Source organism: Mycolicibacterium stellerae, from assembly GCF_003719305.1.
In the GTDB taxonomy this organism is placed as follows: Bacteria; Actinomycetota; Actinomycetes; order Mycobacteriales; family Mycobacteriaceae; genus Mycobacterium; species Mycobacterium stellerae.
On record NZ_RARC01000026.1, the window covers coordinates 46,116 to 57,679 of the forward strand.

12 protein-coding genes are annotated in these 11,564 nt (G+C 67.0%); 7 read left to right on the plus strand and 5 right to left on the minus strand.

The features are described from left to right. Nucleotides 1–95 precede the first annotated feature (95 nt). Together D6M19_RS25170 and D6M19_RS25175 are read right to left on the minus strand one after the other, a co-directional pair. Nucleotides 96–1,436, minus strand: coding sequence for an RNA-dependent RNA polymerase family protein (locus D6M19_RS25170; RefSeq protein ID WP_123028004.1), 1,341 nt, complete (start codon nt 1,434–1,436; stop codon nt 96–98). After that, the gene (locus D6M19_RS25175) at nt 1,420–3,492 is read right to left on the minus strand and encodes a hypothetical protein (RefSeq protein ID WP_123028005.1); all 2,073 of its coding nucleotides are present in this window, start codon (nt 3,490–3,492) and stop codon (nt 1,420–1,422) included. The genes D6M19_RS25170 and D6M19_RS25175 overlap by 17 nt, the downstream gene beginning before the upstream one ends. Before the next feature lie 19 nt (nt 3,493–3,511). Here D6M19_RS25175 and D6M19_RS25180 point away from each other — a divergent pair, with 19 nt between their 5' ends. Beyond that, the gene (locus tag D6M19_RS25180) at nt 3,512–4,288 is read left to right on the plus strand and encodes a ribonuclease T2 family protein (protein WP_123028006.1); all 777 of its coding nucleotides are present in this window, start codon (nt 3,512–3,514) and stop codon (nt 4,286–4,288) included. Nucleotides 4,289–4,294: 6 nt separating this feature from the next. Here the strand turns inward: D6M19_RS25180 and D6M19_RS25185 are convergent, their stop codons facing one another. Continuing rightward, the gene (locus tag D6M19_RS25185) at nt 4,295–5,107 is read right to left on the minus strand and encodes an enoyl-CoA hydratase/isomerase family protein (protein WP_123028052.1); all 813 of its coding nucleotides are present in this window, start codon (nt 5,105–5,107) and stop codon (nt 4,295–4,297) included. 89 nt (nt 5,108–5,196) lie between these two features. On the opposite strand from D6M19_RS25185, the gene D6M19_RS25190 reads away from it, so the two are divergent. From D6M19_RS25190 to D6M19_RS25215, 6 genes are all read left to right on the plus strand, one after another. After that, complete coding sequence (locus D6M19_RS25190; protein ID WP_123028007.1) at nt 5,197–5,790, plus strand: type 2 periplasmic-binding domain-containing protein; 594 nt, start codon at nt 5,197–5,199, stop codon at nt 5,788–5,790. Continuing rightward, on the plus strand, nt 5,777–6,307 hold the full coding sequence (locus tag D6M19_RS34950; protein ID WP_234835041.1) for a RodZ family helix-turn-helix domain-containing protein: 531 nt from the start codon (nt 5,777–5,779) through the stop codon (nt 6,305–6,307). The genes D6M19_RS25190 and D6M19_RS34950 overlap by 14 nt, the downstream gene beginning before the upstream one ends. 94 nt (nt 6,308–6,401) lie before the next feature. After that, nucleotides 6,402–7,196, plus strand: a complete 795-nt coding sequence (ttfA, locus tag D6M19_RS25200; protein ID WP_123028008.1) for a trehalose monomycolate transport factor TtfA — start codon at nt 6,402–6,404, stop codon at nt 7,194–7,196. Between the two features lie 13 nt (nt 7,197–7,209). Next, nucleotides 7,210–7,986: an SDR family NAD(P)-dependent oxidoreductase gene (locus D6M19_RS25205; protein ID WP_123028009.1), complete on the plus strand. Its 777-nt coding sequence runs from the start codon at nt 7,210–7,212 to the stop codon at nt 7,984–7,986. A 6-nt stretch (nt 7,987–7,992) separates the two neighbouring features. Continuing rightward, complete coding sequence (locus D6M19_RS25210; RefSeq protein WP_234835042.1) at nt 7,993–8,892, plus strand: hypothetical protein; 900 nt, start codon at nt 7,993–7,995, stop codon at nt 8,890–8,892. Continuing rightward, nucleotides 8,885–9,529, plus strand: a complete 645-nt coding sequence (locus D6M19_RS25215) for a TrmH family RNA methyltransferase (RefSeq protein ID WP_123028010.1) — start codon at nt 8,885–8,887, stop codon at nt 9,527–9,529. Before D6M19_RS25210 ends, D6M19_RS25215 begins: the two co-directional genes overlap by 8 nt. Here the strand turns inward: D6M19_RS25215 and D6M19_RS25220 are convergent. Continuing rightward, nucleotides 9,413–10,999 carry an MFS transporter gene (locus tag D6M19_RS25220; RefSeq protein WP_123028011.1) on the minus strand — a complete coding sequence of 529 codons (1,587 nt, stop codon included), beginning with the start codon at nt 10,997–10,999 and terminating at the stop codon, nt 9,413–9,415. The genes D6M19_RS25215 and D6M19_RS25220 overlap by 117 nt on opposite strands. Continuing rightward, nucleotides 10,996–11,538: a TetR/AcrR family transcriptional regulator gene (locus tag D6M19_RS25225; protein ID WP_123028012.1), complete on the minus strand. Its 543-nt coding sequence runs from the start codon at nt 11,536–11,538 to the stop codon at nt 10,996–10,998. The genes D6M19_RS25220 and D6M19_RS25225 overlap by 4 nt, the downstream gene beginning before the upstream one ends. Nucleotides 11,539–11,564 lie beyond the last annotated feature (26 nt).

Consider the following 11,564-nt stretch of genomic DNA (forward strand, 5'->3'; position numbering starts at 1 on the left):
GAAGGGCCGAAAGCCGCAACCTCTGTAGCCCTTCGCAGTGACCGCCCGAAGGCGGGATCCGCGCCTGGCTCAACAGTAGCGGGTGCCCGAAGCGGTCACCGCAAGTTGCGCAAATGCACGAGCGAAACCAGACCCATGTCCCGGTAAAGAGTGGCGGGCGGCAGTTGCCGGAAACCGCGCACACCGGTTCGCCGGGTAGCGACCTGGACGATCTTGCGCGCTATCCGGAAGTCCAGATCCTTGAGCGATCCCCGATCCGTGGTCGTGTCGAGAATCGAGGACAAGCCCGCGACGGCGAAGGGACTCGTTACGTCGAGCATGACGTTGGTGGCCGCGACGAGGTGACGGGCTCGCTCGTCGACGGGCTCGTCGAACAGCGCAGGCCCAATGGCGTCCATTCGGCGTGCAACGCGGGCGACGAAGCGGCTCAGCCGGTGCGGTCCCAGGCTCAGCGTGCCCGCATGGCTGACGGTCAACCCGAGGCAGTCGACGCGGTCGCGCCCGAGATAGGCGGGATCGTCGGTCGACGGCCTTCCGTTGCCGCTCAATGCGGTGCGCAGTTCCTTCGACAGCTTTCGTTTGACGCCCAACCCGCCCATCAGCGAATCGATCCTCGCGTCCGCCTCATGCAGGGCGGCGAGACCCGAATGGGCGATGATGAAGTCGTCGTTGTACCGCGCGTAGAAGATTCCGTCGATCGCGGTGATCGCCTCGTCCATCGGTACGACCGCCAGATTGCCGAGCAACGGAACCAGCGGGGTTCCCATCGCGACGCCGTGCAGCCGGACGAACTCCGTTCCGTCGTCTTCGCGCACCACGGGCCGGACCAGTCCGGTGATGAGATCCCATGTGGACGAGCTGATTTCGCCGTTCTTGCTGCCGAGTGTCGCAACGGTTCTCAGTATTTTCCATAACGCGGCGTCGGGCCCGACGGGGAGATTGTCACCGTATTTCTCGAAGTCGGATTGCAGGACATACAGCGGGGGCCCCTTGGTGCCCGCTCGTTCGCGATGGGCGCGGATGTAGTCGGCGAACGTCTGCATCGCGCCCACATTCGTCACGCCGGCCAGATACGAGTAGACGCCGGGCAGGCCGTGGCATTGCGCGTTGTGTGTCAGGAGTTTGAACAGTGCCGAGCCGACGACGTGGTCGATGAAATCCGCCAGGTGCGCCTCGCGACGCTTGCCGCCGGTTTCCAGGATCCACAGGTCCACCGGCCGGGTCTGGAACTCGCCGCTGGTGACCCGGTGGGCGATCGCCTTGGCCAGGGTTTGCCGTTCGGCCGCCGTGCTGAAGTACGAGACGCCGCCGAACGCCTCGGCGAATCCGGCGCCACGGTCACGGCGCTTGGCGAAGATGCGCAGGATGGTGTCCTCGTAGGTCCTGGGATTCGCGAGTTCTGTCTCGACATCTATCGGTTCACCGGCTGTGAACATGGCTCACATCCCGCGAGCTTGCGCACGCGTTCCATGTGTTCACGGTTCGCCGCCAGCGTCGCAACCCGTCGGTGTCGAACTCGGCGGGCAGTACCAGGATCGCGCGCAGATTGCCTTCGTAGAAGACGGGTGTCATCCAGCGGTCGGCCACCTGGGTCACCACGGCGCCCTGCCCGAGGCTCTTCATCGCCGACGGCAGCAGTCCCACCAGGAGATTGTGCGCCAGCCTACGCGCGGCCCGTTGTCCCGCACGCGTCTGCAAATCAACGACGGTGCCGTCGGCGAAGGCCGCGCGAAACTCGGCCACGAGGATGTCAGGGCCTTCTGACAGGTCGTCGACGGGCTGCAGCCAATCCTTTTCGATGGCGCGATCCAACGCGGCGCGCCCGGTTCCGGTTGCGGTGGACAGTATTTCGGCCCGATTTGCAGCGCCGCCCGTCGCCGACTGCAAGGTCAGGTGCGGTTGGCTGTCTGCGTCGTCAGATGTGATTCGCTGGTAGAAAACGAGAGTAGACGACGAACGAAATGCCAGATGTCCTGCGCTGTCGAAGGTTTCCCGCATCACGCTGATCGCGTCTGACTTCTGTCGCGAGTCGATCCACTCCGGGATCGAGATCCTGCCGACGCGCACGGGCAGCGGCTCGACGGCCAGCGCCCGGATCCAATCACCCAAAGACAGCAGCGTCGGCAGCGACGTACTGCGGTCGCGCAGATGTTGCACATTGATGTGAACGACCAGCAGCACGATCATCGCGGCGGTGATCTGGACGAGGTCCGACGCTGGGTTGACGTCGATCCACACGAGTGCGAACAACACTGCGGAGAACAGGAAGCTCACGTTAAGGGTGCGGAACTGGCCTTCGGCGAACAACCGGATCTGGTAGGCACCGATCAGGCTGCGTAGGACGAAGAGCGGAAGAAGCGCAAGCAGGAAGCTGAACGGTATGTCGGGCAGCACCCACAGCACCAGCGGGATGGCCAGCGACCAGAAGAACAGGGTGATGACGGGCGTCATCCACAACAGCTGGTGGAAGAACGACAGCCGAAACTGACGGAACGCCGGAATTCGGCGCAGGCGAACGAAATCGAAGTAGAACACCGCGGTGGCCTCGTACGAGCCGCGGAACAGCGGCAGCACCAGATAGAAGAACTGAAACACATCGACGTCGCGCCAACCCGCGAAGCCCGCGGTGAGGTCGAAGGCGCGGGTGTTCGTCGAATAGATGCCTGCGATCAAGAGGACCGCCACCGCGTCAAGGCGCAAACCCAGACCCGACAGCGTCGCCTCGATGCCGAGCCGGGGTGGGATGGACGGCAGCAGGTCCCGAATCGAACGCCCCGCGAATTTCGGCCACAGTCCGGTCAGCCGATACGCACGAACCGTGTAGTGCACCGTGATCCAAATGCTGACCGCATTCGACGCGATGATCGCGATGACGATCGCGCCCGCCGGAAAGAAGAAAACACCGATCCCGATCACCACAAGCGACACCGCGGTCGGGGCGAACATCGACCACAGCGGGCGGTAAACGCGCCGCGTGGCGAACATGCCGGAGTGCAGCACCCGCACGGGCATGCGCAAGGCAAGCTCGATCAGGATCAGGAACGCGTAGAGAGAACCGAGCGCGTCCGCCTCCGGCGGGAACAACAGCGCCAGTGCAACGCCGCCGCCGATGATCACCACGGTTCCCGCGACCGCCGAAAGCACGAGCCAGCGCCCGATTTCGCGTTCGATGCCGTCGGTATCCCCCGACTGAGCCAATGCCCGCAGGCGCTCGCGCATCACCTCGAGCAGCCCCCACCATGCGCCGCTGACGATCAGGCTGCTGACCCGCAACATCATCACGGTGAATGCGGCCAGTCCGCCGAGGCTGGTGAGGATGATGAGGAACTCCGCGACGTGGATCGCGTACCGCGCCCCGTCGAGCAGAAGCGCATAGCGCATCCGATAACCGAAGTAACCGACGATCCTGCCGGTGAGAAGGCTCGCATACAGCGAGACGGCGCGATCCTCTCTGCGGGCCGCCCGCTCGAGCCATCGATCGATCTCGTTCATCGAAGAGATAGGCTGCCCCATGCGGCGAGGCGATGTGGTGGTGTTGTCGATATCCTGCGTGCTTACCGCCATTGCCGTCGCGGCGGTCACCTTCAGCGTCCGCGTCCTCGACCACACACCCAGTGGCGCCGAATTCGATTCCGCCCAAAGCGGCTCGAGTTGGCTCGTGCTGACGTGGGGTCCCAGTCTCTGTGCGGCGGAGCCGACAAATGCGGGATGCACGTCCGGTCACGTGGGGACGCAGGGGCCGACGTGGCTCCTACACGGGCTGTGGCCGCAGCCGGCCGACAACCAATACTGCGGTGTGCCGAAGGAGATCGCCAGGCGGGCCAGCGATCTCAAGGGATCTCACATGCCGTCGGTGGACATCGGCGGCGACGTGCGCAGCACCTTGCGATCGCTGATGTCGGACGAGGCGAGCCTGGCGCCCCACGAGTGGTACGCGCACGGCACCTGCTCCGGTGTCTCACCGGACGTGTTCTTCTCCGATGCCGCAGCGCTGACCGAGCAAGCCCGCAAGGTGCTCGACCCGATGTTCACCGAAGCACAGGGCGGCCGGATAGCGCTGAGCGACGTTCGCGACAAGTTCGATCGGGAATACGGCGCAGGTGCGGGCGACCGCCTCCGCCTGAGCTGCCGCAATGTCACCGGCCAAGGCGGCGTCGTTTACGAGCTGCATCTGTCGCTTCCTTCGGTCACCGAGATCAGCGGTCCCGATGGCACCCGCCCCCTGAAGGACCTGATTCTCGATGGCCCCCCGCTGGGCCAGGGGTGCCGCAACGCGAGCGTGCCCTGATCCCGGTCAGAGCCGGATCTCGCCCAGCTCGAACTCGCGGGTCTGAGCGCCAGCGTCGAGGATCGCCTGCAACCGCTCGCGTGCGACCGGTTGCGCAAGGGCGTCCCGGAACAGCTGATCCTCGACCCGCAGGCCCATCGTCACATCGCCGATGGCCGCGTCGACTGCCCGTTTGGCGCGAGAGATCGCCTCGAGCGGCGACGACGCGATGCGGGCGGCCAGCGTGTCGACGAACCGGCGCAGTTCGTCTGCGGGCAGCGCGCGGTCGACGTAGCCCCACGACTCGGCGGTCGCCGCGTCGACGTCCATGCAACCGAGGATGACCTCGAGCGCGCGCCCGCGGCCGACGAGCCGGGGCAGCCGCTGCGTTCCGCCGCCGCCGGGGATGATCCCGACCGCCACCTCGGGCTGGCCGAGGCGGGCCTTGTTCAGCGCGGCGTAGCGCATGTCGAAAGCCATCGCGAACTCGCTTCCTCCGCCGCGGCAGACGCCCTCGATCACCGCGATGGTGGCCTGCGGCAGCGTGCTGAATTGTTCTGTGAAGGCGTGGAACATCGACAGCTCGTCGTGCAATGACGTGTCGTCGGTCGGCAGGCCGGCAATCAGCTCCACGTCGGCGTGGGCGATGAAGAATTCCGGATCGGCCGAGTCGACGATCAGCACGCGGACGTCGGCGTCGGCCGCCACCTCCCGCGCCAGTCGGCCGATCTCCCCGATCAGCGGCACGTCTAGCAGGTTGATGGGTGGATGGTCGATGGTCGCCCGGCAGATGCCGCCGTCGACAGCGACGTGAAGTAGTTGGTAGTCGTCGTAGGCCATAGCGAGACGGTATGCGACGTGGATCACAAATTGACGTTTCCGTTTGAACGGCACTGGGCACCCCCTCGATTGACGAGGAGGTCAATGAAATGTCTGAACTGGTGTGGGTTCTCATTGCGGTCTTGGTCGTGGGTGCGGTGATTGTCGTCGGGTGGTCGCTGAGCCGACGCCGACGGTCCGCGCGCCTGCAGGAGCATTTCGGACCGGAGTACGAGCGCACGGTCGGTGAGCTCGGCGAGCAGAAAGCCGCCGAAGCCGAGCTCGTCGCACGCGAGAAGAAGCGCAAGAAGCTTGACATCGTCGAGCTGACGCCGGAGGCCCGGGCCGAGCACGTCGCCACCTGGCAGACGGTGCAGACCGCCTTCGTCGACGCCCCCACCGACGCCGTCGGGCGGGCCGAGCGCCTTGTGACGCGGGTGATGCGCGAGCGCGGCTACCCGATCGACGACTTCGACCAGCGTGCCGCCGATATCTCTGTCGATCACCCCGACATCGTCGAGAACTATCGCGGCGCCCACGCGATCTACCAGTCGCAGCAGGGCGGCGAGATCGACACCGAAGACGCCCGGCAGGCATTCGTGCACTACCGCGCACTTTTCGACCGGCTGCTCGGGTCCGAGCCCGAGCCTCAGCCCGAGCACGTCAACGACGAATACAGGAGGCAGACACATGACCACGCATGACATGCAGCCCGAAATGGTTGACCCGGCAGTACGCGCCGATCGGCCCGCAGAGGCGCAACGCCTCGAACCGCCCCTCGAAACCGGGGATGCCACACCAAATTTCGAGGCACCAGCCGACACGGCCCAGGCTCCCGTCGACACGGCCCAGGCACCAGCCGACACGGCCCAGGCTCCCGTCGAGACGGCCCCGCCCGCCGACATGGCCCAGGCTCCCGTCGACGATCCTGTCGAGACAGCGGGATCGTCTGACCAGATGCTCTTCGCCGACGGCGAACTGACGGACATGCGTTCACGTTGGACCGAGGTGCAGTCAGCCTTCGTCGACGATCCGCGCGACTGCGTTCAGAAGGCCGACAGCCTGGTCGCCGACGTCGTCGACAAGCTCACAGCGGGGTTCTCCGGGGCCCGCGCGCACCTCGAGGAGCAGTGGAGTCGAGGCGAAGAGGTCTCGACCGAGGACCTGCGAATCGCGCTCAAGCGGTACCGGGAATTCTTCGAACGCCTGCTCGCGGTGTAGTACTGGGCGATTGTGGCGGGTGAGGCCACGCGTAATTGGGTTGTGACCTGCTCGAGTTCTGGCTATATGCCCCTGAGCAGATAGGCTAGGCGTAATGGTCCCCCTCTGGTTCACGCTGTCTGCGCTCTGTTTCGTGGGTGCGGCGGTGTTGCTCTACGTCGACATCGATCGTCGGCGCGGCCTGGGGCGCCGACGTAAGTCGTGGGCCAAGTCGCACGGCTTCGACTACGAGCATGAGTCCGACGACCTCATCCAGCGGTGGAAGCGCGGCGTCATGTCCACGGTCGGCGACATCAGCGCCAAGAACGTGGTGCTCGGGCAGATCCGCGGCGAAGCGGTGTTCATCTTCGACCTCGAGGACGTCGCGACGGTTATCGCCCTGCACCGCAAGGTCGGCACGAACGTGGTGGTCGACCTGCGGCTCAAGGGCATCAAGGAACCGCGCGAGAACGACATCTGGCTGCTCGGCGCGATCGGCCCGAGGATGGTGTATTCGACCAACCTCGACGCCGCCCGGCGCGCCTGCGATCGCCGGATGGTGACCTTCGCCCACACCGCGCCCGACTGCGCCGAGATCATGTGGAACGAGCAGCACTGGACGCTGGTCAGCATGCCGGTCACCAGCACACGGGCCCAGTGGGATGAGGGCCTGCGCACGGTACGCCAGTTCAACGACCTGTTGCGGGTGTTGCCGCCGATACCGCAGACCGGCGTCGGCGCCGCTGCGGGCCAACCTGCCCGCAGGCCCGCCGCACCTGGTCGTCCCGTCAAGCCGGCCCCGACAGAGGCGCGCTACGCCCAGCCACGTGCCGACGCCGAGCGCTCGGACCCGGCCATCCGCCGTCAGCCACCACGAAACGGCCGCCAGTCACCGCACTATCAGCGGTAAGTAACCTGTCTGCATGCCGCGTCCCGTCGCTTTGATCACCGGACCGACATCCGGGCTCGGTACGGGTTTCGCGCGGCGCTACGCCATCGACGGATACGACCTGGTACTGGTCGCCCGTGACGTCGAGCGGCTTGAGCGGCTCGCGGCAGAACTGCGCGATGAGGCAGGCGCCGCCGTCGAGGTGCTGCCCGCCGACCTGGCGGAAGCCGCCGACCGCGCCAAGGTCGCCGACCGGCTGTCCGCCGGGGTTCGGGTGTTGATCAACAACGCCGGTTTCGGCACCTCGGGCGAGTTCTGGACGGCGAGCCTGCAGGTGCTGCAGGCACAGCTGGACGTCAACGTCACCGCGGTCATGGCGCTGACGCACGCCGCGCTCCCGCCGATGCTGGCCGCGGCTGAGGGCACCATCGTCAATGTCGCAAGCGTCGCGGCGCTGCTGCCGGGGCGCGGATCCACCTACTCCGCGTCGAAGGCGTGGGTGGTTTCGTTCACCGAGGGCCTTTCCAACGGCCTTGTCGGCACGGGCGTCGGCGTGCACGCGCTGTGCCCCGGCTTCGTGCGCACCGAGTTCCACACGCGCGCGGGCATCGCGATGGACGACACCCCGTCGTTCATGTGGCTGGAGGTCGAAGACGTTGTGCGGGACTGTATCGCCGACGCCGCCAAGGGCAACGTCGTCATCATTCCCGGCGTGCAGTACAAGGCGATGACCACCGCGGGCCGGCTCGTGCCACGAAACTTGGTGCGGCGCATCAACAGATCGGTGGCCAAGGGCCGTGGCCGCACCTGAGTCTCGGTGCGCGCACTAGTCGCCCTGCTGTCGGCGGCCATGCTTTTGATGACGTCGGCATGCTCGGGCGATGACGGAAGCGGCCACCCGTATGGCGTGCAGACGGCGACGGTGGGCGAATCGCTTGCCGTGCTCGGCTGGAACATGTCGCTGTCCAACCTCCGGTTCGACGGCGACTACGTCCTCTTCGACATCGACGCGTCGCCGACACAGGCCGACGCCCCGCACGCCAAGCCGTCAGACATCCGGTTCGGCCTGTACGGCGCGCTGGCACATCCGTTGGAGGCCAACGCGATCGGCGGCTGCCGCGACGTCACCAGCCTTGCGGTCCAGCCCGCGGCCGCCCCGACGCCGGACCGGCTTTCCGGCACGGTGTGCATCGGCCCGATGCGCGACCAGGCCCAGGTGCGCGGCGCCTACGTGTACTCGCCGAAGGACCGGATGGCGGGCACCACGGTCTCCTACGGCGCCGCCTACCCGGTGGGGGTGCCGCAGACCAACGAGAACGACGCCGGCCTGTCGATCAGCACGACGAGCGTCGAAGCGTTCCGTGCCGACGGCGCACAGCTCGACGTCAGCGCCCTGGGTGACCCGACCGCGTTCAACGGCAAGGGCTATATGCTGCTCGGCCTCGAAATCACTGGCCTGGCAGCGCGATACCGCGATGAGTCGGCCACCCGTGGCGGCCCGATGATGGTGCTGGTCGCGCCGACGTTGCCCGCCCCAGGCCTGTCCCACGCGTGCGACATCTACGGTGCATCGCTTCTGGTGCTGCCAGACGCTTCGCTGGACGCCGTCGCGGTGCGGGCGTCGTTGTGCACGCAGGGTGAGATGGAGGCCGCAGCGCTCTACGCGTCGGTGTCGCTGGTCGGCACACACGCCGGATTGTGGACCACCGATGAGTGAACTTGCGGGGCCGACCGAATGGGGTGAGAGCACCGGTGTCGGTCCGTGGCAGGGTCCGTTGCCCGACGATCCCCGATACGACGCCGCGCTGTTGCGCGACGGCGACACCCGAAACGTCGTCGACGCCTACCGGTACTGGACCAGGGAGGCGATCGTCGCCGACATCGACGGGCGCCGCCATGCTCTGCACGTGGCGATCGAGAACTTCGGCAACGACGCCAACATCGGCTCGGTGGTGCGGACCGCCAACGCATTCGCCGTCGACACCGTGCACATCGTCGGACGGCGCCGCTGGAACCGCCGCGGCGCCATGGTGACCGACCGCTACCAGCGTCTGCGCCACCACGACACGACCGCCGAACTGCTGGAGTTCGCCGCGGACGCCGGGTTGACCGTCGTCGCGGTGGACAACGTCCCCGGCGCGCAGCGCCTCGAGGAGACCGGGTTGCCCCGCAGCTGCCTGATGGTCTTCGGGCAGGAGGGCCCCGGCATCACCGATGACACCAAGGCAGGCGCGGACTTAACCGTGTCGATCGTGCAGTTCGGTTCCACACGTAGCGTCAACGCGGGCGTCGCCGCAGGCATCGCCATGCACACCTGGGTCGTTCAGCACGCCGATCTCGGACTCGCCTGGTAGCCGGGCGCGCAACAGGATCCATACCGCCGCCGCGGAGATCAGCATCAGTGCGGAGCCGACACCGGAGGCGATCGCCAGGCCGCTGGTGAACGCCTCCTTGGCGGCGGTCAGCAGCGCTTCGCTCTGGGCGGGGGGCAGCGCCTCCGCGGCGTGCAGTGCCGCCGACAGTGAGTCGCGGGCATGCGATTCGACGGCGGGCGGGATGCCTGCCGGAACCGCGAATCCACGGTAGACGCTGGTGACGATGGAACCGAGGGTCGCGATGCCGAGCGCCATGCCGAGTTCGTACGCGGTCTCCGAGACGGCGGCCGCCGCGCCCGCGCGCTCCTTCGGAACGCTGGCCAGGATGACATCGCTGGCCACCGTGAACGCCAGACCGAGCCCGACGCCGACGAGGAACAGCGCGATGCCCAGCGGCGGGTACGGCGTCGACGGCGTGAGGAACGCCAGCGACGCCATCGCGACGCCGACGAGGGCCAGGCCCGCGGTGAGCACGGCCCGTGACGACCAGTAGCGCACGGCGACGCCTGCGAGCACGCCGAACACCGTCGCGGTTACGGCGGCGGGCAGTTCGGCGAGGCCCGCCTTCAGCGGCCCGAATCCGTGCACCAGTTGGAAGAACTGCGAAAGGAAGAACACCAGGCCCGAGAGGCCGAGCACCGAAAGCAGGTTCGCGGTGACGACGCCGGAGAACGCGCGGTTGCCAAACAACCGGACGTCGATCAGCGGTGCGGGCAGCCGCAGCTGTCTGCGGACGAACAGGATCAGCGCGGCGGCACCGACCGCGCCCGCGGCGACCACGTCGGGCCGAATGCCCAGCGCTGCGCCTTCCTTGATCGCGTAGACGACGCCGAGCATGCCGATCATCGACAGCGCGACACTGGCCAGGTCCCACGGTCCTGGCTTCGGGTTGCGGTGCTCGGGCAGCAGGATGACGCCGCCGACCAGGAGCACCACCATCACCGGGACGTTGATCAGGAACACCGAGCCCCACCAGAAGTGTTCGAGCAGGATCCCGCCGACCACGGGGCCTAGGGCGGCGCCCGCCGAGAAGGCAGAGGCCCAGATGCCAACGGCGACACTGCGTTCCCGTGCATCGGGGAAGATTCCGCGGATCAGCGCGAGGGTGGCCGGCGCCAGTGTCGCGCCCGCCACGCCGAGCAGCGCGCGCGACGCGATCAGCATCTCGGCGCTGGTCGAGTACGCGGCGAGCACCGAGATCAGCGCGAAAGCCGTTGCACCACAGAGCAGTAGCTTCTTGTGACCGATTCGGTCACCGAGGCTGCCCATGCTGATCAACAGGGCGGCGAGCACGAACGAGTAGATGTCGCCGATCCACAGGATCTGGGTAAAGCTGGCGCCAAGGTCCTCCCCGATGAACGGGGTGGCAAGGGCCAGCACGGTGCCGTCGACTCCGATCAGGAGGACGGCCAAGGTAAGGACGCCGAGGGCGAACCAGCGGCGGGTCATGAGGTGCTCACTCCATGCAGTAGTAGTTCGGTGATGATGCGTTCGAAATCCCGGCCCGCGACGCGGCCGACCTGGATGGACCAGCCCGCGCCTGCGACGAGGCTGTAGAGCGCCTCGGTGAGCCAGGTCGCGGTGAGGTCGGGCCGAAACTCGCCCGCGCGCTGCCCGCGGGTGAACAGCACGGTGATCTCGGCGTCGATGGCCGCCCAGCCGTGCATCGACTGGTCGATGTCGATCTCCTGACTCTGGCTGTAGAGCAGGGCCAGGTAGGGCGACACCCGCTGAAAGGCCGTGATCAGCCTGCGCAGCGCGTCGGTGGCCGAATCCTCGTCCAGACGCGCGGTTTTCAGTGCCTTCCACATCTCGTCGATCGCGAGTTCGTCAAGCGCCTGCATCAGCGCGGGCTTGCCCGAGAAGTGGCGGTGCAGGGTGGCGCGGCTCACCCCGACCGCGGTCGCGATCTCGTCCTGGGTCGCGTTGGGTCTGCGGCCGAGGAAGTCGGCGGCGGCACGGAGCAAGCCGTCGCGGTCGAGAGGCATGAGACAATGATAGCTCATGTGAGACA

Bases quoted from the DNA above. Each gene is read 5' to 3' on its own strand.
- D6M19_RS25205 (WP_123028009.1), top strand. From the start codon at position 7,210: ATGCCGCGTCCCGTCGCTTTGATCACCGGACCGACATCCGGGCTCGGT.
- D6M19_RS25220 (WP_123028011.1), bottom strand. From the start codon at position 10,999: ATGACCCGCCGCTGGTTCGCCCTCGGCGTCCTTACCTTGGCCGTCCTC.
- D6M19_RS25225 (WP_123028012.1), bottom strand. From the start codon at position 11,538: ATGCCTCTCGACCGCGACGGCTTGCTCCGTGCCGCCGCCGACTTCCTC.
- D6M19_RS25170 (WP_123028004.1), bottom strand. From the start codon at position 1,436: ATGTTCACAGCCGGTGAACCGATAGATGTCGAGACAGAACTCGCGAAT.
- ttfA (WP_123028008.1), top strand. From the start codon at position 6,402: ATGGTCCCCCTCTGGTTCACGCTGTCTGCGCTCTGTTTCGTGGGTGCG.
- D6M19_RS25190 (WP_123028007.1), top strand. From the start codon at position 5,197: ATGTCTGAACTGGTGTGGGTTCTCATTGCGGTCTTGGTCGTGGGTGCG.
- D6M19_RS34950 (WP_234835041.1), top strand. From the start codon at position 5,777: ATGACCACGCATGACATGCAGCCCGAAATGGTTGACCCGGCAGTACGC.
- D6M19_RS25180 (WP_123028006.1), top strand. From the start codon at position 3,512: ATGCGGCGAGGCGATGTGGTGGTGTTGTCGATATCCTGCGTGCTTACC.
- D6M19_RS25185 (WP_123028052.1), bottom strand. From the start codon at position 5,107: ATGGCCTACGACGACTACCAACTACTTCACGTCGCTGTCGACGGCGGC.
- D6M19_RS25175 (WP_123028005.1), bottom strand. From the start codon at position 3,492: ATGAACGAGATCGATCGATGGCTCGAGCGGGCGGCCCGCAGAGAGGAT.
- D6M19_RS25215 (WP_123028010.1), top strand. From the start codon at position 8,885: ATGAGTGAACTTGCGGGGCCGACCGAATGGGGTGAGAGCACCGGTGTC.